Here is a 26,038-nt window from a genome sequence, read left to right on the forward strand (position 1 = left end):
TAAAAAACACGCGCCGTCGCCAACACAGGAGACAGGACAATGCAGCCCACTTTCAGCGCGGTCGCCGAGCCGCTCGCAACGCCCGACGTTCGCGTCGCCACGACGCCCGGCGCGCAAATCTCCGCGCGCATGGATCGACTGCCGATCACGCGGCATCTCTGGATGCTCGTGTTGCTCATCTCGCTCGGCGGCTTTTTCGAAATCTACGATCTGATCTTCACCGGCTATATCGCGCCGGGCATGGCGAAGAGCGGACTTTTGCAGACGACGACGCATGCGTTCTTCGGCTTCACCGGCATTGCGGGATTCATCGCGGCGACGTTCGCGGGCTTGTTCATCGGCACGTTCTTCTTCGGCTGGCTGCCGGACCGCTACGGACGGCGCAGCGTGTTCACGTTCTCGCTGCTGTGGTACTCGATCGGCTCCGCGATCATGGCGTTCCAGACGAGCCCCGAAGGCGTGATCTTCTGGCGCTTCGTGACGGGCATCGGGGTGGGCATCGAAATCATTACGATCGACAGTTACGTGACGGAACTCGTGCCGCAGCACATGCGCGGCCGCGCGATGGCCTTCAATCAGATGGTGATGTTCGCGGCGGCGCCCGTCGCCGCGCTGCTTTCATACTGGCTCGTGCCGGAAACCGTGTTCGGTCTCGATGGATGGCGCGTCGTCGTGCTCGCCGGTTCGGTCGGCGCGGTGATCGTGTGGTTCATCCGGCGCGCGGTGCCGGAAAGCCCGCGCTGGCTCGCGATGCATGGCCGGCTCGAGGAGAGCGAACGCGTCGTCGGCGACATTGAGCGCGTGGTCGAGCGCGAATCGGGCGCCGCATTGCCGCCGCCCGCGCCTGTCGTCGAGCAGCCGGCGCATCGGCGGGCGTCGCTCGGCGAGCTGTTCGTCGCGCCGTATCGCTCGCGTCTCGTGATGCTCATCGTCTTCAACTTCTGTCAGGCGATCGGGTACTACGGCTTCGCGAACTGGGTGCCGACGCTCTTGATCGGGCAGGGCATCACCGTGACGAAGAGCCTGCTGTATTCGTTCATCATCGCGTTCGCGCTGCCGCTCGGACCGCTCTTCGCGATGTTCTACGCCGACCGCGTGCAGCGGAAGTATCTGATCGTCGGCGGTGCGCTCGTCGTGATCGCGAGCGGTCTCGCGTTCGGGCAGATGAAATCGCCCGTTGCGCTCATCGCGCTCGGCGTGCTGATCTCGCTCGCCGGCCAGACGATCTCGGTCTGCTATCACGCGTATCAGACCGAGCTTTTTCCCACGGCCGTGCGCTGCCGGGCGAGCGGAATCGTCTACTCGGCGAGCCGCGCGGGCGCGATGATGTCGGGCTTCATCATCGCGTCGCTGCTGAAGGATTTCGGCGTGCCGGGCGTGTTCATCGGCATTACGGTTTGCATGCTGCTCGTGGCGCTGGCAATCGGCTTGTTCGGTCCGAAGACCAACGGGCTGCGGCTCGAGGAGCTGAGCCGGTGAATCAGGTGACGCGCGCGCGTGCGTTCGAAACGCAGTGCAATCGGACATACGTTCGGGGTCGCGGCATCCTATGCTGAAGCGGGATCGATTCCTGCTGCGCGTCGCTCCAGGCGAGCGACGCGGGCTTCAGTCAAATGAACACGCAACTCAGTGAACAATGCAGGGCGCGGCTGTATCGGCTGAAGTTCGAGACGCCTCTGGAAAGCGTCGCTTTCGTGCTCGCCGATAGCCGCGAGGCCGCTTGGCGCATCGGCAAGACGGTGATGGCGGTGGTGCACGGCGTCGGCATACAGAACGTCTCGCTGCACGATATTCGATCGTTTCGCGAACTCGTGAGCGCAGGCGTCAGCGATGACCAGGACATGCGTATCTTCGAGTTGGCCGTCGCGGGCGGAAAGGTCGCCCATTGGACGCACGCGCCTTACTTCTTCACCGACGACGCCACGCTGCTCGGCAAATGGGCCGAACTGCGCGCCGATCTCGCCGCTGACATCGCGCGCACGGCGCTTCGACGCGCGAAGTAGCAGCGCTTCGAACGGGTATATCTCATGCTGGAAGCACGCCATATCCACGGCGCGTACGGGGTGTCCGGATGATACGGTCGTACAACCACAAGGGCTTCGTGCTCGAAGTCGCGATCGAAACGAGCAGCCGGCTCGTGCCGCCGCCGGGCGAATTGCGCTATCTGGCGATCGTGACGATCAGCCGTTCGGGAAGGCCGGTCACTGCGTTCTCGCCACTCCTGATCGAGAACACACGCTATTCGAATTTCGCATCCGCCGAGGACGCGCTGATGAGCGCGCACACGCAGGCGCGCACGCTGGTCGACGAATGGGTGCGGGCGGCACTATAAATTAGCGCCGCGCGACGAACCCGGATCAGGCAGCGACGCGCCGGTTCTGTTGCCCTTCCTGCGCGTCGGCAGCGGTGGCGAGCGCGTTGTCGAGTAACGCGAGTTTGCGTTGAAGCGATGCTACACGCTGACTTTGCGACGGGACGAGGTCGTACTCCGCGTCCAGTTGCGAAATCCGCATATCCCAATAGCTGGCGGGAAGGCGATCGGAAGCCGAGTTCCCTTCGACGACACTCGAGAGAATCATTTCCAGATGCAGAAGCTCGCGTTCAGCGAGCTGAGCGGGCCGCCGCTGTCGAAATGCTGGGACGGTCGTGGCATTGGCGCTTCTTTTCATGTGGCTATATCCGGCTAGATTTTACAGAGGCCTCTATTAAAGCAAGCAGCGTTCCGCAGAGGCGATTCAAGCTCCTTCAGATTGTTTCGAAATGAAACGAGCAGAACGCCCGGTCCCGTTCTGTGCGGTAGCAAACGTTTGCGCGACGGTTACATTTAGTGAAGAACTTGTTCGCGAATTTCCGAAATTTGCCGTCACAGGACGTAATTTCGTCGCCTGATTTGCCCGTCTATCTCGCGCAAAATTTTCAAAACGTCGAGATATTTAGAGAAACATATCGCGTTACTCGTTGATTCGATTCATCTAAATGCGATTCGTTCCGTTCGCGGTGGGCGCGTAACCTTTACGGTCGGCATCAAGAATCGGGAAAATCGTTCGGGTACTTCGGGTAACTGAGTGATTTCGACGGCCGCTGTTCTGAGACCGTCTAAAGCGCTCGGATTAATCGCCGCGTCGGGAATAAAAACGGAGCGGCTCCCTCTCGCGAAACCGCTCCGTGTCCTCGAGATATCTGCGTGGAGATCTTCAGACCCGAGAAGCTTAGCAAAACGCCTCGGCCGCTATAAACCGCATGCGACGCAATGGACTTCTCCAGAATGCGCAGTAATAACGTCGTCGATGTGCAACAGCCATTTGGATTATCTGAGCTCCGAATCGCCGCTAAGCACTTGACCTTAAAAGATTATGAAGGGATCTGCACGCCGGTTCGCAGAATCAGCAAATGATTATTGCGCCGGATACGCGGTCACATTCAAGCGCCCGTCGCATACAGTGTGTCCCAGTTTCCCGGGCTCTTTCAGTCCCTGGAAGCTTTCGCATTAAACAGGACACAGAGAACCATGAAAAAAACCCTTCTCATCGCGGGCATTCTCGGCACCTTCGCAGCAGCAGCCCACGCTCAGAGCAGCGTCACGTTGTACGGCACGCTGGATGCCGGTCTCGTCTATACGAACAACGCCGGTGGCCATAACAATTGGCAGCAAGGCAGCGGGGCGGTTTCGGATACTTACTTCGGCCTGAAAGGCAGTGAAGATCTCGGCGGCGGGTTGCACGCGCTCTTCAAGCTGGAGAGCGGCTTCAACCTCAATAACGGCCGCTATACCGAAAACAGCACGATGTTCAACCGTCAGGCATATGTCGGCCTTCAGCACGATCAATTCGGTACGATCACGCTCGGCCGTCAATATGATTCGATGGTCGATTATCTGTCGCCGCTCGCCGAAGCAGGCGCGGGCTATGGCAATAACCTGACGGCGCATCCGTTCGACAACGACAATCTCGATCACTCGTTCTCGATCCGCAATTCGGTGAAGTATCAGAGCGCGAATTACGCGGGCTTCAAGTTCGGCGGCCTGTATGGCTTCTCGAACGACGCAGGCCAGTTCGCGAACAACCGCGCATGGAGCGCCGGCGCGTCGTACGGCAACGGCCCGCTGAACTTCGCCGCGGCCTACTTGCAGACGAACAACTCGCGCAACAACGCGAACACGGGCGGCGCGGTGTCGGCGGGTCAGGGCAACAACGCGAATCTGACGGCTGAACTGCAGCGCACGTTCGGCGCGGGCGTGAACTACACGTACGGCCCGGCGACGGTCGGCTTCGTGTGGACCAACACGCACTACGACAACCTGCTCGCCGCATCGCAAGGCGGCACGACGTTCGCGCTGCCGGGCAACTCGAACCTGCACATGAACAACTTCGAGCTGAACGGCCGCTATCTCGTGACGCCGGCATTGAGCCTCGACGCCGCGTACACGTACACGGACGGCAAGGTGACGGGCGCGAACGGCTCGGGCGATCCGAAGTGGCACACCGTTTCGCTGCAGGCTGACTACTCGCTCTCGAAGCGCACGGATGTGTACGTCGAAGGCGTGTACCAGCATGCGTCGGGCGAGCTGGGCAATGCGGGCGCCAACGTCGCGATGATCAACACGCTGTCGCCGTCGTCGACGCAGAATCAGGTCGCGGCGACCGTGGGCCTGCGTCACCGCTTCTAAGCGCAGCGTCGTAGGAAAAAGAACGGCCGCGATCCACAAGATCGCGGCCGTTTTGCATTGCGCGTCACTTCTTGTCCTGCTCCGAACGTTTGATGAGCTGGCCGATGTCGTGCCCCGCGCCGCCCGTGCCCGCGGCGAGCCGCGCCAGCGCGGTCGCGGCCGTATCGCGCCGCACGCCGCTTTCGGGGCGGAACTGCTTCGGCAGCGCCATATAGAAGGTCGCCCCGCCATCGGGCGCGCCTTCCGCCCATGCCTTGCCGCCATGCCGCTCGATGATGCGCCGCACGTTCGCGAGCCCGATGCCGGTGCCGTCGAACTTCTCGTTGACGTGCAGACGCTGGAACACGCCGAAGAGCTTGTCGACATAACGCATATCGAAACCGATGCCGTTGTCGCGCACGAAATAGACGACATGCCCGATCAGCTCGCCGACGCCATCGTGCGCGCCGACCTCGATCGTCGGCTCTTCGCGTTGCGCGCTGAACTTCACCGCGTTCGACATCACGTTCGCGAACGCGACATGCAGAAACACGTGATCCGCTTCGACGCGCGGCAACGCGTCCACCTTCCAATGCACGCGTGCGGACGATTGTTCGTCGATATCGTTCTGAATCACCGTATGCACCAGCGCGTGGACGTCGACCGTGTGCGGACGCAGCGCCGCGCGGCCGAGTTGCGCGAACGACAGCAGATCGTCGACGAGACGCCCGCCGAAACGCGCCGACGTCACGATGCGCTCCAGATAGCCGCGCCCGCGCTCCGACAGCTTTTCGCCGTCCATCTGCTTTAGCAGGTCCGCGAAACTCACGATATGCCGCAGCGGCGCGCGCAGATCGTGCGACACCGTGTATGAAAATCCTTCGAGTTCGTGATTCGCGCGCCCGAGTTCCGTCGCGAGCTGCGCAATTTCCTCCGCGCGCCGCAACACGATGCCGAGCACGGCGGCGCGAAATTCCAGCGCGATCTCGCGCTCGGCGGGTCGCCACGGCAGCGAGCGGCCGCGCACGACATCGGTCCAGGTATCGAAGCTCACGCGCGGCGAAAGCGACGCGGCGAGGCCCGTCAGCTTCGCGCGCGGATCGCCCGCCCATTCGATCGTCTGCACGACTTCGCGGCGAAACCAGATCACGTAATTGCGGTAGATCTTCGAGATCGACACCGCGAGAAAGCCCGCGACTTCGGGCGAATCCGCGAGCGCGGGGCAATCCTGCGAAGCGCGGTCGGACATCACGACGTCCTCGCTCTGATTGTCGAGCCAGTCGACGAGCGCCGTGACGCTGTGCGCGCTCGGCGTCACGCCGATGAGCGACGTGCGTCCTTCGAAGATCACGGCCGCGCCCGACGAGCGCGTGAAGCCGAGCAGATCGGAGGCGTCGCTGACGAGCGCTTCGACGAAGCTGTCCGTGTTCGCCATCGACGACAGCAGCTTCGAAAGCATGCGGCGCAATTCGAGCCGGTAATGCGCTTCGGCCTGCGTCTCGCGCGCTTCGATCTGCAGCGAGACGATCTGCGCGACGTGCTCGCACGCGGTGCGGACTTCGAACGGCGGCAGACGCGGCGTCGCGTGATGACAGGAAATGAGGCCCCAGAGCTTGTCGTCGACGAGAATCGACATGGACATCGACGCGAGCGTGCCCATGTTGCGCATGTATTGCAGATGCACGGGCGACACGCTGCGCAAGGACGCGTACGTGAGGTCGGTCGGGCGGCCCGTCGCCGGATGCAGCGCGGGCACGAGCGGCGCGGCTTCGTAGTTCGCGTTCGATATGAGCCGAATGCGATTCTTGCGATACAGCTCGCGCGCCTGCGCGGGAATGTCCGATGCCGGAAAGTGCTGCTTCAGATACGACGGATAGCCCGGCTCGACGCTTTCCGCGAGCACGTTGCCGTTGCCTTCCTCGTCGAACTGATAGACGAGCGTGCGGCCGAAACCCGTGATGCGCGCGATCTCGTTCGCGGCGAACTGGCAAATCTGCTCGACGGTGTGCATCGATTGGACATCGCTCACGAAGGAGCGCACGAGCGGATACATCGTCGAGAAGACGTCGGCGGTGTCGCGCGCCGGCTCCACTTCGACGAACAACAGCCCGTCATGCCGATGCACGACGATCGCGACGGGACCGTCCGGCGTCCATCCGTCGAGCACGACGTTGCCGACGTGGATCGCCGCGCCGTCGCGCGTGAGTTGCTTCAGTCCCGCGCTCGCACGTTCGGCCGCGTGCTGGCCGAGCACCGTCGAGAGCGCGCGGCCGAGACACGCTTCGGGCGCGATGTGCGCGAGCTGCGCGACGTTGGCGCTCGCCTGCAGGATGTGGCAATGCGCGTCGACGCTGAAGAGCACGCCGTGAGGCTGAATGCCGCCGGGAATGTGGATCGGCTCGCGCGCGCATTGCGCGTAGACCGATGCATCGAGCGAAGCGGAATCGGTGATTTCTGCGTTGGAGGTTTTGTCCATCCTCGTCCTGACAATGCGGTTCGGCTGCTCATCGCGCCGATCATCTCCGAATCATAGATGCGTTGCGCGGTCGGAAGAAAGGCCAATGTCGCTGCGGTGTTTTCTACTGGCTCGGCCGTTCGCGTCGAGTCATTTCTACGCGCGTTCGCGACGCTAACAGGTACGGTGCGAGCATCTTTCTCTTGCGACCGGTCATGCGCGCCCGACGCATGAAACGTTCCGCTCCGTGCGCTGATAACATGCGGGGCCAACCTACGCGGCCGGCGCCGAGGAGACATGATTTGAACCGCACACGCGTCGCCGTGACCGTGCTATCGACCGCGATCGCCTGCATCGTTGCCGAACGCGACGCCGCCGCGCAGTCGTATCGCGATGTCGCGCCGATTGCGCCGCCCGCCGAGCAGCGTCCGCGCGCGTCGCCGTCGCCGCCCGAGCCGAGCGACGACTCGCACAGAATCGCGCTTCAGGATCTGCGCGGCATCGCGTTCGTGCGTGCGGATGCTACATCAGATGCGACGCAATCGGGCGCGAACGGCGCGATAACATCGGCGGGCGCGCCTTTTCTCACGCCCGATTTTCTCGACAGCTTCTCCGCCGATCTCCACAAGCCGCTGACCTTCGCGCGTCTCGCGGAAATCCGGCGCGCCGTCGTGCAACGTTATCGCGCGGCGGGCCAGCCGCTCGTCGATGTGTACGTGCCCGAGCAGGACGTGAGCAATGGCGTCGTGAAGGTCGCCATCGCGGAGTTTCGCGCGGGGCGCGTGATGCCGAAGGGCAACCGCCATTTCTCCGATGCGCTGCTCGCCCGCGAGATGCCGCTCGCGCGCGGCGAGCCGATCCGCGAAGCCGATGTCGCCGCGGGACTCGCGTTGCTCAACGCGAATCCGTATCGGCGCGTGGACGTGATTTATGCGCCCGGCACCGCGCCCGATACGACCGACGTCGTGCTGCAAACCGAAGACCGCTTTCCGTTCCGCATTTACGGCGGCTATAACAACGACGGCGTGCGCGACCTCGGCCGCGATCGCATTCTCGCGGGATTCGATTACGGCAATCTGTTCGGCATCGATGCGCGCATCGGCTATCAGATGACCGCGAGTAACGATCTGTTGAGCGGCAATCCGGATATCGAAGGGCGGCCCGATCGTCCGCGCTACATCGCGCACGCGTTCAATGCCGTTGCGCCGTTGCCGTGGCTCGATCGCATCGAGTTGTTCGGCGTGTTCGCGCAAAGCACGCCGCGTTTGCCCGACAGTTACGGACAAACGGGTCTCAGCGCGCAGCTCAGTTTTCGTTATGACTGGCGTCTGCCGCCGCTCGACAACGCGGGCGCGTGGCAACAGCAGGTGCAGCTCGGCTACGACTTCAAGCGCTCGAACAACGATCTCGAGTTCGGCGGCTTTCAGGTGTTCAATGCGAACACGCATATCCATCAGTTCGTGATCGCCTACGATCTTTCGAATAGCGATGCATCGGGCGATACGCATCTGAACGCAGCGCTCTTCGCGAGTCCCGGTTACTTCGACAGCAACAGCAACGACGAAGCCTACGATGCCGCTCGTCTCGGCGCGAAGCCGCGCTATCAGTACATGCAGTTGTCGGCGCAGCGTGACATGCCGCTCGGCAAGTCGGGATTCTCGATATCGGCGCGCGGATTGTTGCAGTGGACGGGCAGCACGCTATTGCCGAGCGAGGAACTCGGACTCGGCGGCGATGCCACCGTGCGCGGCTACGAGCCGTATTCCGCGCAGGGCGATCGCGGATGGAACCTGCAAACCGAATTGCGTGCGCCGGCGATATCGGCGGGAAGCGCGGGACGCGCGGGATTGGCGGCGATGCAGCCGTTCGTGTTCTTCGATGCGGGTCACGTGTGGAATCGCATCGCGGAATTCGGCGAAGTGAACAATGCTTCGCTGGCGAGCGTCGGTGTGGGCGTGCGTGTGCAGGTCGGAAGGTTCGTCAGCTTTCGCGGAACGTATGGGTTTCCGTTGAAGGCGGTCGTGCCGAACGGATCGAAGGCGCCGGTGGGGGAGATATTCCTCGTGATCGGAAGCTGACGATCCGCTCGGCACGCCCCTCAAGGCTGCGCCTGCTGCCACTGCAAAACGGGATGCGTCGCGCCGGTAGGCATCGCCCAGACGCCGCCCGACGGAATGCCCCAATCGAGGAAATTCGACGCATTGCTCATCTGCGCGGTCGTGAGTCCGTTCGAGTCCGGCGGCGTCGTGCCCGAGTTCGAACCGGCCGCGCTCGTGCGGATCGTCGTCTCCTTGTTCCAGTAGACGTTGTTGTGAATCGCGCCCTCGTTGTACGCCGCGATACCGCCGTATGCGTCGCCCGGAGGCCCGCCGCCGCCGACTTGCCCCACGGCGAAGGACTCGTTGATGACACCCGTCGCGCCGTTGTCGAACACGAGCCCGCCGCCGCCGAAGCCGCCCACGCCGCCCGTCGCATACGACTGCGTGATCAGTCCGTTGTTGTACGCGACGAGCCCGGCGGTCTGGCCGTGATTTCCGGCGTACGTCGTGCCGGTCGCATACGACTGCACGATGGTGCCGTTATTCACGCCGACGAGCCCGCCCGCAGGAATCTGATAGCCGACATCCGCCGTGCTCGACGAGCGCTCGATGATCCCGTTGTTCACGCCGACGAGCCCGCCCGCGCCCGCGCCGCCGAAGCCGTTCTGTCCGACGCCGCCCGTCGTGTTGACGTACGTGACGAGGCCGTCGTTCTGGCCCGCGAGCAAACCGTACGCGCCCGACGCGTAGCCGCCCGTGCTCGAGTTCGTGAGATTCAGATCGCGCACGACGCCGTTCGCGCCGATCACGCCGAACAGGCCCTGACGGTCGTCGTTGAGATTGGGCGTCGACGCGAGCCTGTCGATCGTGTGGCCGAAGCCGTCGAACTGTCCGGTGAACGGCGTCGTCTTGGAGCCGATCGCCGTGAAATAGTTCGGATACGACGTCGCGCTCGCGTCGATATCCTTGCCGAGCGCGTAGTTGCCCGCGAGATCCTGCGTCACGTTCGAGAGATCCGCGAGATTGTTCACGAGCCGGTACGCGGTCGCCTGCGTGCGCACGCCGCTGTACGGCGCGGCGGTCCATCCGCTGTTCGTGAGCAGCGTGCCCGGCGCATAGCTGCCGTTCATGTCGTAAAGCGCGCTGACGATGCCGCCGCTCTTCGACCAGTCGATCGTGCCGCCGTTCGCCACGCCGCCGCCGTTGTCGATGCCGCCCGAATCCGCGCGCAGCGTGAGATTGCCGTTGCCCGTGTTGCCGATGGTCGCGCCCGCGCCGATGGCCACGCTGTGCGCCGCGCCGAGCGTCAGCGACGCGTTGCCGTTCCACTGGACGTTGCCGCCGACGTTCAGATCGCCGGTGCTCGCTTCGACATCCACCGATGTGCCGTTGGCAAGGCCGCGCGCGAGGGAATCCGCGTTCGCCTGATCGACGGTGAACGACGGCGCGCCGAGTTTCCATGTACGCGCCGTCACGTTCGCGCCCGCGACATCGAGCGTATTCGCGCGCGTTTCGACCGTGCCGCCGCTGCCGTCTGCGTTCGTCGCGGCGAGCGTGCCGTTCGCGTGGACCGCGCCCTGATCGGCGACGAGCCAGACGTGGCCATCGCGCGTCGCGGTGCCGGTCGCGCGGATCGCGCTGCTGTTGCCGGCGAGCGCGTACACGTTGCCATCGGCGGCTTGGAGGCTCGCCTGCGCCGCCCGAATCACGCCGCCGTTCATCGCCGTGCCGCCGCTGCCCGCCTGCACGAAAACCTGCTGTCCACCGGATGAATCCTGCAGAAGCACCTGATTGCCGCTCGCGATTTCGACCGTGCCCTGCGGCGCGTTGATGCTGCCGCCATTCACCGCCGCCGTGCGCGACACGAGGAACACGTCGCCGCCGCTCGATCCGATCGTGCCCAGATTGATGACCATGCCGTTGCCGCCGCCCGAAAGCGTGAGCGGGCCGCCCTGCATGAACGCATCGTTGCCGATGTCGAGCGCCGACGCAACGAAGCGCCCGCCCGTCGCGACGACGCCGCCCGGCCCGACCAGCACGCCCTGCGGATTGACGAGATACACGCTGCCCGTCGCGTTGAGCTGGCCGAGAATGACCGAAGCATTGCCGCCGGTCACGCGATTGAGCGTCGCGCCGCTGCCGTTGTTGAACGTGACCTGCCTTCCGCTGCCGATGGAAAAGCTGTTCCAGTCGATGACACCGCGCGTCGTCGTCTGATTGATGGTGAGCGTCGAACCGGTGCCGCCGCCGCTGATCGCGCCGCTGCCCGCGACGAACTGGCCGCCGGCGGGCAGCGGCGGCGCGGCATCGGCGATGCTCGCGCAAGTCAGGCCCGCGACGATCGGCACGAGGATCGCGAGCGGGCGCAGGCGCGCACGACGAATCGCGGTTTGAGAAACAAGCGGACGAATGCTGCGCTGCATGGCGACCTCCAGTCGGTGTCGATTGTTGTCATCGTTTTTGGCCGCTGACGGTGTAGCCGCTTTTCAGCCCGGCGATTGGGGACATCGGCGGGAGGCGCGAACATCGACGTGCGAGCAGGCGCGCCGATGGTATCGCCGCGCCCTGAGCGCCAATGTGGGGTTCCGCACATTCCGCCAGCGCAAAAAAATGTCCGTGCCCGCGCGCGAGACGCGCCAAGGCACGCGCGCGGCGCGGCACGGAAATTGATCGGAGGAACGCGTTACTGCGACGGCTTTCGTCCGCTCGACAACTCGATCCAGCACTCGTGATAGATGCGCTGCACGAGGACGCTTTCGTAGTCGAGATCCTCGCCTTCGAGAATGCGTTCGATGTCGCTGCGCGAGGCGTCGGCGTCAAGCATCGTCGAGAAGCGCGCGGCGAGCGCGTGCGCCGCCACCGAAAGCCGCGCGGTCTCGATCCAGTCGGCCGCGCGATGATGCCGGTCGAGCCAGCGATGCGCGGCGCGCACCTGAAACGACGTATCGGGCCATTCGCCTTCGATGTAGTACGCGCCGAGCAATCCGCACGTGAGCCAGCAGAGCAGATGCACGCGGTCATCGGGGCCGAGGGGATAGCGCACTTGACTCATGATGGCGGCATCGGAATGCCACGTCGGAATGACGCATCGACGATAGCACGCCGCGCGTGCGCCGGACACGCGCGGGCGCGTATGGTCCGGCGCGTCGTGCATGTCGCTTCAGGCAGCCGACGCCTTCAGATCGTGACGGTCACGACGAGCCCGCGCGGCGCGGCATCCGCGAGTTCGATCGTCGCGCCGATGCGCGCCGCGATCGTGCCGACGATCGAGAGCCCGAGGCCCGAGCCGTCCGCGTCGCCGCCGAGCACGCGATAGAACGGATCGAAGACGCGCGCGCGTTCCTCGGGCGCGATGCCCGGCCCGCTGTCCGCCACGCGAATCCACGGCCGCGCATTCGAAACGCCCGCCGCGAGATCGACGCGGCCGGCCGCCGGCGTATAGCGAATCGCGTTGTCGACGAGATTTTTCACCATGATGGTGAGATCGGCTTGCGGCGCGTGGATGAACACGTCGTCGCTACTCGATACGCCGATGTCGATGTCCTTCGTCTCCGCGAGCGGCATCAGATCTTCGAGAACATTGCGGAAGACGTCCTGCACGCGCAAACGCGCGGTATCGGCGTCGGTGCGTTGCTGCAGGCGCGCGAGCGTCAACAGTTGATGCAGCAGCGAGCGCGTGCGCGCAAGGCCGCGCCGCAGCGCGTCGAGCCGTTCGCGCGCGCTGTCGGGCAACTCGGCGGCGTCGAGGCGCTCGGCCTGCAGCGACAGCGCGGTCAGCGGCGAGCGCAGTTCATGCGCGGCATCGGCGACGAAGCGGCGCTGCAGCGCCACCGACGCCTCCACGCGCGCGAGCAGCCGGTTGATCGCGACGACGAAGGGCGCGATCTCGCTCGGCAGCGCGTCGCGGGAAAGCGCGGAGAGATCGTGTTCGGGCCGTGTGTCGAGGCTCGCCGACAGCGCGCTCAGCGGCCGGAACATGCGGCGCACGATCAGATGCAGCGCCGCGAGCAGCACGAGCGCGAGCGCGGCGAAGGGCATCACGGTGGCGAGCGCGCCGTTGCGGGCGATCTCGTCGCGGCCCGCCGTCTGCTGGCCGATCACGACGCGCGTGCCGTCATCGAGCGTCTTCACGACGAGACGCCAGCGCGTGCCTTTGACGATCGCGTTCTGCAGGCCGTCGCGCAGATCGGACGCGACCGGCAGCGGCGCTCGCTCGCCGATCGTCTGGATGACGAGCTTCGACTCAGGATCCGCGCCGTCGACGCGGCCGAGCGCTTCACGCTGCATCGTCGCGAGCGTGCGCGGCGTGACGAGCGCGGCGACCTGCTTCAACTGGCCGTCCTGCAATTCGTTGGCCTCGTGGAAAGCCGTCTGGAACGCGATGACGCCGCCCGCCGCCGCGATCGCGACGATCAGCGCCGACAGCCAGGCCGACAGCCTGAACTGAAGCGAACGCGTCATGGCTGCTTAGAGACCATCCAGCCGACGCCGCGCACGTTCTTGATGGCCGTCGCGCCGAGCTTCTTGCGCAGCGAATGGATCAGGAATTCGACGGCGTTGCTTTCCACTTCCTCGTTCCAGCCGTAGATGCGGTCTTCGATTTCCGCGCGCGAGAGAATCGCGCCGGGGCGGATCATCAGCGCTTGCAGCAGCGCGAATTCGCGGCTGGAAAGTCGGATCGCGATGTCGCCGGAGGTGGCTTCGCGCGTGGCCGGATCGAGCGTGAGCACGCCGTTCGACATGATCGGCGCGGCCTGCCCGCCGCGGCGGCGGATCACCGCGCGCATGCGCGCTTTGAGCTCGGAGATGTCGAAGGGCTTGATGAGGTAATCGTCGGCGCCTTCGTCGAGTCCGCGAATGCGTTCATCGACGGAATCGCGCGCGGTGACGATGATGAGCGGCACGTGATTCGCCCCGCTGCGCACGGCGCGCAGCACCGCGAAGCCATCGGCGCCGGGCAAGCCGAGATCGAGCAGGATCGCGTCGTAGACGTGCGTGGTGAGCGTCGTGAGCGCGAGCTTGCCGTCGCGCACCCAGTCGACCGCGTAGCCGCCGTCGCGCAGTTCGTTCTGAACCGATTCGCCGATCATGCGATCGTCTTCGACGAGCAATACCCTCATGGCGTGTCTCCGGGCAGTCATGGCGTCCGACGGCGGCGCGCGGGGGCTGGGGCGAGCGTGTGATTCATCTTGCGGCGTCTTGGCGTTCGGGAAAGCCGCAAGATTAGAAGACGAAAGCTTAGGAAATGCTTAGGAATTTTCTGTCCGCGTTTAATACGCGGACAGCGATTTCATCGATTCGACCGTCAGAACGCGTGCCGCAACGCGACGCGCGCGACGAACTGCTCCGAATTCGACGACACACCCTGCGTGCCGGGAATGAACGCCTGATCCATCACCGAACCGGTCGAACTGCCCGCGATCTTCTGATAGACGCCCTGCACGTAGACATCGGTGCGCTTGGAGAGGAAGTAATCCGCCATCAGACCGGCCGAATGGATGTGCGGCTTCACGGTGCCGGCGGTCGAGTCGTACGTTTCCATCGAATAGACGTACTGACCGCCGACGAAGAACGCCGGCGTGAACTGATACTTCCCGTTCACTTCGAAGTTCTGATAGCGCAGGTTGTTGAGCGTGTTGCCCGCCGATGCCAGCGACCCGCCGATATAGCCGTTCGTCACCGGATCGCGATAGCTGGAGTTCGTGTACGCGAAGCCCGCCGTCGCCTTGCCGAACGTGTAGTTCACGCCCGCGCCGAAAATCTGCATGCGCTGCGCGATGAAGCTCGCGTCGTTTGTGGCGATTGCGCCGTTCGCGTTCATGCCGACGCCATCCGCGCGCAAGTAAGCCGCGCCGATCAGAAGGCCGCTGTTCGCATACGACGCGCCGATGCTGTACTGCCGGTTGTTCGCGAAGTTCGTGTCGTTGCTGAAGCTGTACGTGCCGCCGAACCTGAAGCCGCCGAACGACGGGCTCGCGTACTTGACCGTGTTGTTCACGCGGAACGAGTTGTCGGTGTTGTCGTTGTCGAACGGATGCGCGAAGAGATAGCCGGCGAAGTTGCCGTTGGCCGTCGTCGGCGCGAGATAGTCGACCACCGAATCGTACTGACGGCCGAGCGTGACGGAGCCGAGACGGTTATCGGTGACGCCGACGTAGGCCTGCCGCCCGAACATGCGTCCGCCCTGGCCCGCCGCGCCGTTGCTCAAATTGATGCCGCTTTCGAGCTGGAACACGGCCTTCGTGCCGCCGCCGAGATCTTCGACGCCGCGCAGGCCCCAGCGGCTTCCCGACGCATAGCCGCTCGTCAGCTCATAGACACGATTCCCGCCGACATTGCTCGTGTAGTCGAAGCCTTCATCGAGGACGCCAAACAGCGTGACACTGCTTTGAGCATGAGCTGAAGTCACGATACAGGCGAGCGAGGCGAGGGCGATTACTTTGATTCTCATGAAAGTCTCAAGTCTTTTACTTATTCGTCAAGAAGTCCTAGCCATGAGGCTCGGCGAGGACGGCGAGCGACGGATTGTGCGCGATTAAAGGGACGCCGCAAAAGGATTTAGTCGAACAGCGAGCGCGAGTTTTTTGAATGTTTTTCCAGCGAATTCTTCGCTTGTCGTTGCAGCGCGAGGCACGAAAGAATGGCCCGCAAATGCGTTGCCTTGTCGCAGCGGTCGTCCGATTTCCCGGCGGCCGGGCGTCGTGGCGCGCAGCGATCAAGGAAACCGCCACATGAAGCCAGAACGCAATTTTGTGAACGGACGTTTCGTCGAGCCCGTGAGCGATGACGTAACCGCCGTCCTGAATCCCGCGACCGAAGAGGTGCTGGGCCACGTTCACAATGCGTCGCGCGAGCAGGCGCTGCTCGCCGTCGATCAGGCCGCCGACGCGCAACGTCTGTGGCGCGCGATGCCTGCCGCGGAGCGCGGCGCGCATATGCAGCGCCTCGCGGATGCCATCGTCGAAGCCTCCGCCGATATCGGCGCGGCGCTCGCGGCCGAGTCCGGCAAGAGCCTGCTCGACGCGACCAACGAAGCCGTCTACGCCGCGCAGATCACGCGCTATCACGCGGAATGGGCGCGCCGCATCGAAGGCGAAGTCATTCCGAGCGATACGCCGAACGAAAATCTCGTGCTGCATCGCGAGCCGATCGGCGTTGTCGCGTGCCTGATTCCGTTCAACTTCCCCATCTACACGCTGATGCGCAAGGTCGCGCCGGCGCTGATCGCGGGCAACACGGTCGTCGTGCGTCCGAGCAACAACACGCCGCTGTCGGCGTTCGAACTGGCGCGCGCCGTCGAGCGTGCGGCCTTGCCCGCCGGCGTCATCAATGTGCTCGCGATGGATCACGCGACCGCCGGGGTCGTCTGCACGCATCCGAAGGTCGGCATGATTACCTTGACGGGCAGCGTCAACGCGGGCCGCAAGGTGCTCGAATACTGCAAGGCGAACATCGCTAAACCTTCGCTGGAACTGGGCGGCAAGACGCCCGCGATCGTCGAGCCGGACGCCGATCTGCAGAAGGCCGCGCGCGAACTCGTCGCATCGAAGCTCACGCACAGCGGTCAGCTTTGCACGGCGATCGAACGCGTCTATGTGCACGAGCGCATCCACGACGAATTCGTCGGCCTGCTGCGCGAGCAGATGAAGGCGAAGGCGATCGGCGATCGCTACGAGGACGCGAGCCACATGGGTCCGCTCGTGAACAAGGCATCGCGCGACGGCATTCACGCGATGGTCCGCCGCGCGATCGAAGCGGGCGCCACGCTGGAAACCGGCGGCGAAGTGCCGGATCGCAAGGGCTTTTTCTATCCGCCGACGCTGCTGTCGAACTGCCGTCAGGACATGGAAATCGTGCAGGAAGAGACGTTCGGCCCGGTGCTCGCGGTGCTGAAGTACGCGACGATCGACGAAGCGATCGCGATGGCGAACGATCATCAGTTCGGCCTTTCGTCGGTGCTCTACACCGAGAACTACCGCACGGCGATGAAGGTCGCGAATTCGATCGAAGCGGGCGAGTTGTACATCAACCGCACGCCCGCCGATCCGTATCAAGGTTTTCACGCCGGCTGGAAGCGCTCCGGCATCGGCGGCGACGACGGCAAGCACGGCATGCTCGAGTTCACGCAGACGCGTCTCGTCGTCATGAAGTACTGATTCTCGCGGCCGTTTCCGGCCGCATTCCTTTTCTCACACTCTACAAAAACATAGTGAAGGCCCAGCCGCGCGGCGTCCGCACGCCGCGCGCCGCTGCCCTTCGAGGAGCACGCCTGTGTCATCGAATCCCGCTCAATCCGGCCAAAGCGTGGCGACGCCGCGCGAAGGCAAGCGCGCCGACCGCTATATCCAGCTCGCGCTGCTCGTCATCGCCGCCGGCGCCATCTATCCGATTCTGTATCTGCGGCAGGTGTATCAGCCGACGATGCTCGAAGTCTTCCATATCACCGAAGCGCAACTCGGCTATCTCTACTCCGCGCTCGGCACGATCTTCCTCGTGTGCTATTTGCCGAGCGGCTGGCTCGCGGATCGCGTCGCGCCGCGCCTGCTCATCAGCTTCTCGCTGATCGCGACGGGCGCGCTCGGGCTGTGGTATTCCACCGCGCCGTCGTTCGCCTCGCTGATCGTGATCTTCGGCGGATGGGGCCTGACGACCGGCCTCACGTTCTGGGCCGCGATCATCAAGCGCGTGCAGACGATCGCCGCCGCCGACGAGCAAGGCCGCTTCTTCGGCTTTCTCGACGGCGGGCGCGGCCTGATCGAAGCGCTGCTCGCGACCATCGCGATCGGGCTGTTCGCCTGGGTCACGCAGACGCGCGGCGATTCGACGGTCGCGGGCTTCCGGCTCGTCGTCTACATGTACGCGTTCCTGTGCATCGGGCTCGGCGTCGTGCTCGGCCTCGTGCGCGATCCGCAAGGCGCGCAGGCGGCGGCTGCGGCGAAGCGCGAAAAGCGCAATGTGCTGCGCGATCTCATCTCGCTGATGAAGAATCCGCAACTCGCGCTGCTTTCCGCGATCGTCTTCTGCGGCTATCAGGTCTTCTGGTCGACTTACAGTTTCTCCGCTTATCTGCATGAGAAGGAGATCGGGCTGTCGGTGGTTCTGGCCGGCTTCATCACGACGCTGAAACTCTGGATGCGCCCGATCGGCGGCATCGGCGGCGGCTTTCTCGGCGATCGCTTCTCGAAGACGACCGTGCTCATCGTCGCGCTCTTCTCCGCATCCGCCGCGCTCATCGTGCTGATGGCCGCGCCCGGCATTTCGAGCCATGTGCTCGTCGCGGTGCTCGTGCTGTTCATCGGCGTGATGACGTACGCGATTCGCGGGCTTTACTGGTCGCTGCTCGATCAATGCAAGGTGCCCGCCGAAACGATGGGCCTCGCGATCGGCCTCGTGTCCGTCGTCGGCTATTCGCCCGATGCGGTCCTGCCGCTCATCAACGGCTATCTGACGCAGAACTATCCGGGCGTGTACGGATATCAGCTGTACTTCGGTTATATCGCCTTCATGTCCGCGCTCGGCGGCGTGGCGGCCATCATGTTCAAACTTCGACTCAGGAAGCTGGGAGCGCAACAGTGAAGATCGCCGCACTGGAAACACATATCGTCGCCGTGCCGCCGCCGCATATCGGCGGCATGTACTGGATTTTCGTGAAGCTGCGCACGGACTGCGGCATCGAGGGCGTCGGCGAGATTTATTCGGCGACGTTCCATCCGAAAGCGATGGCGCCGATCATCGAAGACGTGTTCGAGCGCTATCTGCTCGGTCACGATCCGCATCATGTCGAGCGCTTCTATCGCGAGGCGTATTCGAGCGGCTTCACGCAGCGCCCCGATCTCACGATGATGGGCGTCGTCAGCGGCCTCGAAATGGCGTGCTGGGACATCATCGGCAAGGCGGCGGGCAAGCCCGTCTACGAACTGCTCGGCGGACGCGTGCATGAACGTCTGCGTTCGTACACGTATCTCTATCCGAAGAACGCGCGCGGCGAATACGACTACGACGATCCCGATCTCGCCGCCGAATGCGCCGCGCACAACGTCGCGCTCGGCTTCACGGCCGTCAAGTTCGATCCGGCCGGCCCGTACACCGCGTATTCGGGGCATCAGATTTCGCTCGAAGTGATGGACCGCTGCGAGACGTTCTGCCGCAAGGTGCGCGAGGCGGTCGGCAGCAAGGCCGATCTGCTGTTCGGCACGCATGGTCAGATGGTGCCGTCGTCGGCGATCCGTCTTGCGCAGCGCCTCGAGAAGTTCGATCCGCTGTGGTTCGAGGAACCGGTGCCGCCGGGACAGGAAGACGCGATGGCGCAAGTCGCCGCGAAAACCAGCATTCCGATCGCGGCCGGCGAGCGCCTCACGACGAAGTACGAGTTCTTCAAGCTGCTCGAAGCGAAAGCCGCGTCGATCCTGCAATTCAACGTGGGACGCGTCGGCGGTCTGCTCGAAGCGAAGAAGATCGCGAGTCTCGCCGAGGTGTACTACGCGCAGATCGCGCCGCATCTTTACAACGGTCCGGTCGGCGCGGCGGCGAGCATTCAGATCGCCGCGTGCTCGCCGAACTTCCTGATTCAGGAAAGCATCGAGACGTGGGGCGGATTCCACGCGGAAGTGCTCAAGACGAAGATTCGCTGGGAAGACGGCTACATCATTCCGTCGACTGAGCCGGGCCTGGGCGTCGAACTGAACATGGACGTCGTGCGCGCGCATACGCCGTACACGGGCGAGCGTCTGCATCTGCAGATGGCCGCGAAGCCCGCCGACGTGAAAGATCTCGCGCCCGCCAAGGGCTGAACGGAAAAGCAGAAAACATGGAATTCGATTACATCATCGTAGGTGCGGGATCGGCGGGCTGCGTGCTCGCCAATCGTCTCACCGAGTCCGGCGAGCATTCGGTGCTGCTGCTCGAAGCGGGCGGCAAGGACGATTCGTTCTGGTTCAAGGCGCCGGTCGGCTTCACGAAGACCTACTACAACCCGCAATACAACTGGATGTACTACAGCGAGCCGGAAGCGCAACTGAAGGACCGCTCGCTGTATTGCCCGCGCGGCAAGGTGCAGGGCGGCTCCGGCTCGATCAACGCGATGATCTACGTGCGCGGCCAGCCGCACGATTTCGACGACTGGGCGCGCGCCGGCAACGCGGGCTGGGGCTATCGGGACGTGCTGCCGTATTTCCGCCGCCTCGAATCGCACTGGGCCGGCGACACGCCGTATCACGGCGCGAACGGCAAGATCAGCATTTCGTCGATGAAAGAGGGCGCGCACGCGATCTGCGGCACGTTCCTCGAAGGCGCGCGGCAAGCGGGCTTTCCCGTGACCGGCGACATCAACGGCCCCGATTACGAAGGCGCGACCGTGTATGACATCAACGCGCGCAATGGCGAGCGTTCGTCGAGCAGCTTCGAGTATCTGCATCCGGTGCTCGGGCGCAAGAATCTGCGCGTGGAGCGCAATGTCAGCGTGAGCCGCGTGACGTTCGACGGCAAGCGCGCGACCGGCGTCATCGCCACGCGCAACGGCGAATCGCTGCAGTTCCGTGCGAAGCGCGAGGTGATTCTGTCGGCGGGCGCGGTCGATACGCCGAAGCTCATGCAGCTTTCCGGTCTCGGCGACGCGGCGCTGCTCGCGAACCACGGCATTCCGGTCGTGCACGAGTTGCCGGCGGTCGGCAAGAATCTGCAGGATCACTTGTGCGTGAGCTTCTACTATCGCGCGACGGTGCCGACGCTGAACGACGAACTCTCCTCGCTCTTCGGCAAGGTCAAGGCGGCGATGCGGTATCTGACATCGCGCAAGGGCCCGCTCTCGATGAGCGTGAACCAGTCGGGCGGCTTCTTCAAAGGCGATGACGACGAGAAAGAGCCGAACCTGCAGCTCTATTTCAATCCGCTTTCCTATCGGATTCCGAAGAGCAGCAAGGCGCAGCTCGAACCCGAGCCGTATTCGGGCTTCCTGCTGTGCTTCAATCCGTGCCGTCCGACGAGCCGCGGATCGATCGAAATCGCGTCGAACCGCGTGGAAGATGCCGCGAAGATCAGCATCAACGCGCTGACGACGCCGAAGGACATCCGCGAAGCGGTGCAGGGCAGCAAGCTCGTGCGCAAGATCATGAGTTCGGCCGCGCTGCAGGCGATTACGGCAGAAGAGATTTCGCCGGGACCGCAAGTCGAAAGCGATGCCGACATGCTCGAGTATTTCCGCGAGCAGTCGGGCTCGATCTATCACCTGTGCGGTTCCTGCGCGATGGGACCGGACGCGCGCACCGCGGTCGTCGACGAGCGCCTGCGCGTGCATGGCATGCAAGGCCTGCGCATCGTCGATGCGTCGATCTTTCCGAACATCACGTCGGGCAATCTCAACGCGCCGGTGATGATGGTCGCGGAGAAAGGCGCGGACATGATTCTCGACGATGCCCGCACGGTCATCGAACAGGTGTCGGCGCCTGCGGAGCCTGCCGCGATCGCGTGATGCACGCGGGCGCGAGACATGAAACGTCTTCGCGCCCCGAAGCGGCATAATTTGCCTCGATTCGTAAAATGTCGCCCAAGAGCGATACGTTCCGGCGCGGATACGTGTTCAATGCGCCCGTCGAACGCCAGGAAGAGGAGACGGAATTGAAGCGAAAAATGCCTGCCCTGAATGCGCTCAGGGCTTTCGAAGTCGCCGGGCACACCGGCAGCTTCACGCGCGCGGCGGAAATGCTGCATGTGACGCAAAGCGCGGTGAGCCGGCAGGTGCGTCAGCTCGAAACGCAGCTCGGCGAACCGCTGCTGTTGCGCCGCCATCATTATCTGGAGTTGTCGGCGACGGGGCGGCTCTTGCTGCAGGCGCTCAGAATGTCGTTCGATCGCATCGAACTCACGGTGCGCAGCATTCAGGAAAAGACTCATCTGACGCGCTTGCGCGTCAATGCGCCGCCTACCTTCGCGCGCCGCTGGCTGATGCCGCGGCTGCAATCGCTGCGCGCCGCCGCGCCGGAACTCGAAATCACGCTGACTACGCGCCTGAAGGACGATCTCGTCGAATCGGGCGCACTCGACTGCGCCATCCGCTTCGGCAATGGCGAATGGGACGGCCTCGACAATGAGTTGCTGATGAACGAGCGGCATATCGCCGTGTGCTCGCCCGCGCTGCTCGCCGAGTGCGATACGACCGGCATCGATCTGAACGCGTTCACGCTGCTGCATGTGCTCGCGGCGAGCGATCAGCGCTATCTGACGTGGCAGCACTGGCTCAAGGCGGCGAACATCGACAATGTCGATACGCGCGGCGGCTACGAATTCGATCTGCTCGACAACGCGATTCGCGCGGCCACCGACGGCCTCGGCGTCACCATCGCCGATCGCCACATGATCGGGCACGAGTTGCGGCAGGGGACGCTCGTGCCGATCGTCGATGTCGAAGTGGACGGGCATCAGTCTTACTGGCTTGTGACGCGCACCGGCCAGGACGACGCGCCGCAAGTCGCGCTGTTTCGTGAATGGCTGCGCGGCGAGATCGGGAAACAGACGCAGGCGCTCGGCGGCAAGCGTAGCGCGTTCGTCTGAAGGAGCCGACCGTGCGGCGCTTGCCATCTCTGACCGCGTTGCGCTTTTTCGAGGAAAGCGCGCGCCATATGAGCTTCAACAAGTCGGCGGCGGCGTTGTGCGTGACGCCGGGCGCGGTCAGCCGTCAAATTCGCCTGCTCGAAGATGCGCTCGGCACGAAGCTTTTCGATCGCGATCACAAGGGCATCCGGCTCACGAAGCAGGGCGCGGAATTGCTTGCTTGCCTGTCGGAGGCGTTCGATTCGATCGAGCGCGTCACGCGTTCGCTTTCCAACGTGCAACGCAGCGAGCGCAAGCGTCTGACCGTGATCGCGCCGCCGACTTTCGCGACGCGCTGGCTCTCGCCGCGACTGGGTTCGCTAATGGACGCCGTGCCCGACATCGATCTCTCCGTTCGCACCGATGCCGTCGAAGACCGTCAGTGCAGCATTCGCTTCGGATACGAGGCGCGGGCGGATCATCGGTCGGAGCTGCTGTTCATCGAGCGGCATGTGCTCGTCGGCGCGATGAAGTTGGCGGGGCAGCCGGTCGAAGCGCTGCTGAAGCGGCTGCCCGCGCTGCATGTGCTGCACAACGATGCGCGGCTCACGCTCTGGCCCAACTGGCTCGATGCCGCCGGTTTGCCGCGCGCGTTCGGCGAGAACGGCATCGAGTTCTCGACACTCGATCAGGCGATTCACGCGGCGCGCGCGGGATCGGGGCTGGCGGTCGTCGATCGCAACATGATCGCGGATGAACTGCATGACGGGTCGCTGGTTCTGCTGTCGCCGGTGGAGTCGACAGGGCCTTACGGATATTGGCTGGATATCGCGCCTTCGTTCGCCGGGGCGGATTCCGTGCAGGCGTTCGCGGAATGGCTGCGCGGGGAGGGAGCGAAGGCGGCGCGGGATTGAGTGCGCGGCCTTCGCCTTTGCGTTACTTGCAATCGAGTTCGGCGGATCCTGGCTCGTCGATCCGATATCGGCACTCATCGACTCGCTTCTCAAGGGTGAAGTCCCGCGTTTCCTTGTTGGCGTAGACGCACTGAACGGTCACTGAGCGGCCGTGATCGTAGACGTAGCCGAGTTTCCAATAGCCCCGCTTGGCATCGCCATGATCCGCAATGAGCCGGACGTGTTCTTCCGGCTTTCCGTCGAAGGCCGCGACGTATTGGAGATGCGTGCCCGGCAACGCGGGACACGCGATCGCTTCCGCCTTCGCGAGTCCGCTGACGCTTGCGGCGAGGAGCAATGTCGTCAGACAGGCGAGCGTCTTACTCGACGACATAGAATTTGTCTCCGTTGTTGACGTCGGAGCCTTGGCCCCAGCGCAAGATGCGCGGTCCAATGGGCTTGGGCGGATGCGCGTATTGGTCATATACCGTTACGCCGACGGGACTCTGACTGACATAGATTGCAGCGTGCCCGTGGAAGTGTCGGTGATTGTCGAATGTGGCGATGACGGTCCGCTCAACGATGTGCGGGTTGTTTTTAACAGCAGCTCCTTTTTTCCATGCAATCGTGGCCGGCAGCGACGGACATACTTGCTTGACATAGGAGACGCATCCGCCGCAATAGTCCGGGTGGCCAGTGCGACCATCGGGTGGCGCATCGTCGTAAGGACCGTGTGCGGATCATGGGGCGCATACCCAAGTGTTCAGCCGCGCCGAGGGTGAGTTCTTGTAGTTTGAACTGATATAGCTCATGGCGAAAACGATCGAGATGTTCAGAATGACGAGACTGTCAAATGACAGGAAAATCTCTGTCGGCAATGACGCGAGTCAACGTCCCGCTTCGCGCCTTGTCCTCTCGGCGCTCACCTCAACGGTAACAACTATGTCGGACGGCCTCGACGCGTTTATTCCGAATCTGCCATGAAACGCGGCAACGTTTCCGTTGCCGCGCGTTACTGCACCTGGCCTCACCCCCCACTCGCCTCACTCAACGTCAGATGCTTCGTCTCCGGCGCCCACGCGATCGACACGATCATCCCGACGAGCAACACCGCCGCGAGCGCGAGCATCGTCATCTGCACGCCGGCCTGCGCGATCCCGATAGGCAAAAGAAACGTCCCCACCGCCGATCCCAACCTGCTGCACGCGATCGACAGTCCCACACCGCACGCCCGCGCCTCGGTCGGAAAGCACTCCGGCGGAAACACGCCGACGAGATTCGAGAATGCCGACATCGTCAGCGTGAAGACGCCGAACGCGACGATCATCCCCACATTCGCCGACGACGGCAGCACGCTCAACGCAAACAGCGACAGGCAGCACACCGCGAACGACCCGATCAGGAACGAGCGCCGCGACAGCTTGATGGTCAGCCAGATGCCGATCAGCGCGCCGAGCACGAGAAAGCCATTGAGCAGCAGATCGGCGCCCGATCCTTCGGGCAGACGGATCGCCGTGAGAATGCTCGGCAGGAACGTGTAGATCGCAAAGTACGGAATCACGAGGCACACGAAAAACGCGCAATTGAAGATCGTGCGGCGAATCAGATCCGGCTTGAAGAGCCGCGCGAAGCCGCCCTTGCCCGCGAAATGCTCGCCCGTATCGGCTTCGAGCGTGACGTTCGGGCCGAAGTGCTTGCGCACGATGCGCATCGCTTCATCGACGCGGCCTTTGCCGAGCAGCCAGCGCGGCGATTCCGGCGTGCCCACGCGCATGATGAGCACCAGAAACGCCGGCACGCCGGCGGAGGCCAGCAGCCAGCGCCACGCATCGGGCGTCGCGTCGGCGTAATGCATGCCGAGCACGTTCGCGATCACATAGCCGATCGTCCAGATCACGCTGAACGAGCCGAGCAGCACGCCGCGATGCTTGCGCGGCGAGAACTCCGCGAGAATCGCATGACCGACCGCGAAATCGCCGCCCATGCCGAAGCCGATCAGCACGCGCAAGCCGACGAGCATCGCGGGCGTCGTCGCATAGAACTGCGCGAACGCGGCCGCCGTGATGATGATGAAGCTCAACAGGAAAATCTTCTGACGTCCGAGCTTGTCCGAAAGCCAGCCGAACACGAGACTGCCGAGAAAAATGCCGATCAGCGCGGATGAACCGAGCAGGCCCATCCAGAACGCGTCGAGCGGAATCTGTTTGTTGAGCGACGACAGCGCATAACCGATCGTGCCGAGCGCATAACCTTCGGTGAAGTGCGCGCCGAACGTGAGGCCCGCGATCTTGATGTGGAAACGGTTCAGCGGCACATCGTCGAGCGCGACGCGATTGCGCGTCGTATCGAAGGGCGCGGCGGCGCCCGGGGCGAGCGGCTGCGCGCTCAGGCTTTGCATGTCCAAGAGTATCTCCTCCACCTCGAGTGGAGCGGCGCATCGACGCCGCAAGAAAACCGCGCACGCGATAGCGTTATGTTTCGT

21 protein-coding genes are annotated in these 26,038 nt (G+C 63.8%); 11 read left to right on the top strand and 10 right to left on the bottom strand.

Features of this window, described 5'->3' with window-relative positions:
- Nucleotides 1–39 precede the first annotated feature (39 nt).
- The 3 genes from NCT05_RS25445 (at nucleotide 40) to NCT05_RS25455 (ending at nucleotide 2,332) form a co-directional block, all read left to right on the top strand.
- On the top strand, nucleotides 40–1,479 hold the full coding sequence (locus tag NCT05_RS25445; protein WP_250503454.1) for an MFS transporter: 1,440 nt from the start codon (nucleotides 40–42) through the stop codon (nucleotides 1,477–1,479).
- Nucleotides 1,480–1,613: 134 nt separating this feature from the next.
- Nucleotides 1,614–2,003 carry a hypothetical protein gene (locus NCT05_RS25450; RefSeq protein WP_008347245.1) on the top strand — a complete coding sequence of 130 codons (390 nt, stop codon included), beginning with the start codon at nucleotides 1,614–1,616 and terminating at the stop codon, nucleotides 2,001–2,003.
- A gap of 68 nt (nucleotides 2,004–2,071) precedes the next feature.
- Nucleotides 2,072–2,332 carry a hypothetical protein gene (locus NCT05_RS25455; protein ID WP_008347246.1) on the top strand — a complete coding sequence of 87 codons (261 nt, stop codon included), beginning with the start codon at nucleotides 2,072–2,074 and terminating at the stop codon, nucleotides 2,330–2,332.
- A 25-nt stretch (nucleotides 2,333–2,357) separates the two neighbouring features.
- On the opposite strand, the gene NCT05_RS25460 is transcribed toward NCT05_RS25455, so the two are convergent.
- Nucleotides 2,358–2,669 carry a hypothetical protein gene (locus tag NCT05_RS25460; RefSeq protein ID WP_075583514.1) on the bottom strand — a complete coding sequence of 104 codons (312 nt, stop codon included), beginning with the start codon at nucleotides 2,667–2,669 and terminating at the stop codon, nucleotides 2,358–2,360.
- An 839-nt stretch (nucleotides 2,670–3,508) separates the two neighbouring features.
- On the opposite strand from NCT05_RS25460, the gene NCT05_RS25465 reads away from it, so the two are divergent.
- Nucleotides 3,509–4,666, top strand: a complete 1,158-nt coding sequence (locus NCT05_RS25465; protein ID WP_008347250.1) for a porin — start codon at nucleotides 3,509–3,511, stop codon at nucleotides 4,664–4,666.
- Nucleotides 4,667–4,730: 64 nt separating this feature from the next.
- Here the strand turns inward: NCT05_RS25465 and NCT05_RS25470 are convergent, their stop codons facing one another.
- Complete coding sequence (locus NCT05_RS25470) at nucleotides 4,731–7,121, bottom strand: ATP-binding protein (RefSeq protein ID WP_008347252.1); 2,391 nt, start codon at nucleotides 7,119–7,121, stop codon at nucleotides 4,731–4,733.
- 281 nt (nucleotides 7,122–7,402) lie between these two features.
- Here NCT05_RS25470 and NCT05_RS25475 point away from each other — a divergent pair, with 281 nt between their 5' ends.
- Nucleotides 7,403–9,178 carry a ShlB/FhaC/HecB family hemolysin secretion/activation protein gene (locus NCT05_RS25475; protein WP_250503456.1) on the top strand — a complete coding sequence of 592 codons (1,776 nt, stop codon included), beginning with the start codon at nucleotides 7,403–7,405 and terminating at the stop codon, nucleotides 9,176–9,178.
- A 20-nt stretch (nucleotides 9,179–9,198) separates the two neighbouring features.
- On the opposite strand, the gene NCT05_RS25480 is transcribed toward NCT05_RS25475, so the two are convergent.
- The 5 genes from NCT05_RS25480 to NCT05_RS25500 form a co-directional block, all read right to left on the bottom strand.
- Nucleotides 9,199–11,562, bottom strand: a complete 2,364-nt coding sequence (locus NCT05_RS25480; protein WP_250441173.1) for a beta strand repeat-containing protein — start codon at nucleotides 11,560–11,562, stop codon at nucleotides 9,199–9,201.
- 260 nt (nucleotides 11,563–11,822) lie between these two features.
- Nucleotides 11,823–12,191: a hypothetical protein gene (locus tag NCT05_RS25485; RefSeq protein WP_250503457.1), complete on the bottom strand. Its 369-nt coding sequence runs from the start codon at nucleotides 12,189–12,191 to the stop codon at nucleotides 11,823–11,825.
- Nucleotides 12,192–12,316: 125 nt separating this feature from the next.
- Nucleotides 12,317–13,600: an ATP-binding protein gene (locus NCT05_RS25490; RefSeq protein ID WP_250503458.1), complete on the bottom strand. Its 1,284-nt coding sequence runs from the start codon at nucleotides 13,598–13,600 to the stop codon at nucleotides 12,317–12,319.
- On the bottom strand, nucleotides 13,597–14,259 hold the full coding sequence (locus tag NCT05_RS25495) for a response regulator transcription factor (protein ID WP_250458076.1): 663 nt from the start codon (nucleotides 14,257–14,259) through the stop codon (nucleotides 13,597–13,599). The genes NCT05_RS25490 and NCT05_RS25495 overlap by 4 nt, the downstream gene beginning before the upstream one ends.
- A 185-nt stretch (nucleotides 14,260–14,444) precedes the next feature.
- Entirely contained in the window at nucleotides 14,445–15,590 is a 1,146-nt protein-coding gene (locus NCT05_RS25500; protein ID WP_175982058.1) for a porin, read from the bottom strand.
- A gap of 280 nt (nucleotides 15,591–15,870) precedes the next feature.
- On the opposite strand from NCT05_RS25500, the gene aldA reads away from it, so the two are divergent.
- The 6 genes from aldA to NCT05_RS25530 all read left to right on the top strand — a co-directional run bounded on the left by aldA (nucleotide 15,871) and on the right by NCT05_RS25530 (nucleotide 23,577).
- Entirely contained in the window at nucleotides 15,871–17,295 is a 1,425-nt protein-coding gene (aldA, locus tag NCT05_RS25505; protein WP_250503460.1) for an aldehyde dehydrogenase, read from the top strand.
- A 115-nt stretch (nucleotides 17,296–17,410) separates the two neighbouring features.
- Complete coding sequence (locus NCT05_RS25510; protein ID WP_250503461.1) at nucleotides 17,411–18,715, top strand: MFS transporter; 1,305 nt, start codon at nucleotides 17,411–17,413, stop codon at nucleotides 18,713–18,715.
- On the top strand, nucleotides 18,712–19,929 hold the full coding sequence (locus NCT05_RS25515; protein ID WP_008347267.1) for a mandelate racemase/muconate lactonizing enzyme family protein: 1,218 nt from the start codon (nucleotides 18,712–18,714) through the stop codon (nucleotides 19,927–19,929). The genes NCT05_RS25510 and NCT05_RS25515 overlap by 4 nt, the downstream gene beginning before the upstream one ends.
- A gap of 17 nt (nucleotides 19,930–19,946) precedes the next feature.
- Entirely contained in the window at nucleotides 19,947–21,605 is a 1,659-nt protein-coding gene (locus tag NCT05_RS25520; RefSeq protein ID WP_250503462.1) for a GMC family oxidoreductase, read from the top strand.
- 158 nt (nucleotides 21,606–21,763) lie between these two features.
- On the top strand, nucleotides 21,764–22,684 hold the full coding sequence (locus NCT05_RS25525; RefSeq protein ID WP_033535896.1) for a LysR substrate-binding domain-containing protein: 921 nt from the start codon (nucleotides 21,764–21,766) through the stop codon (nucleotides 22,682–22,684).
- Nucleotides 22,685–22,695: 11 nt separating this feature from the next.
- Complete coding sequence (locus NCT05_RS25530; protein ID WP_175982054.1) at nucleotides 22,696–23,577, top strand: LysR substrate-binding domain-containing protein; 882 nt, start codon at nucleotides 22,696–22,698, stop codon at nucleotides 23,575–23,577.
- A 22-nt stretch (nucleotides 23,578–23,599) separates the two neighbouring features.
- On the opposite strand, the gene NCT05_RS25535 is transcribed toward NCT05_RS25530, so the two are convergent.
- From NCT05_RS25535 to NCT05_RS25545, 3 genes are all read right to left on the bottom strand, one after another.
- A complete protein-coding gene (locus tag NCT05_RS25535; RefSeq protein ID WP_250503464.1) occupies nucleotides 23,600–23,950 on the bottom strand; it encodes an STY0301 family protein in 351 nt (116 codons plus the stop codon).
- Nucleotides 23,937–24,194, bottom strand: coding sequence for a BPSL0067 family protein (locus NCT05_RS25540; RefSeq protein WP_284507571.1), 258 nt, complete (start codon nucleotides 24,192–24,194; stop codon nucleotides 23,937–23,939). The genes NCT05_RS25535 and NCT05_RS25540 overlap by 14 nt, the downstream gene beginning before the upstream one ends.
- A gap of 389 nt (nucleotides 24,195–24,583) precedes the next feature.
- On the bottom strand, nucleotides 24,584–25,954 hold the full coding sequence (locus NCT05_RS25545; RefSeq protein ID WP_008347276.1) for an MFS transporter: 1,371 nt from the start codon (nucleotides 25,952–25,954) through the stop codon (nucleotides 24,584–24,586).
- Between the last annotated feature and the right edge of the window lie 84 nt (nucleotides 25,955–26,038).

This window comes from Caballeronia sp. AZ7_KS35 (assembly GCF_023631045.1).
GTDB classification, from domain to species: domain Bacteria; phylum Pseudomonadota; class Gammaproteobacteria; order Burkholderiales; family Burkholderiaceae; genus Caballeronia; species Caballeronia zhejiangensis.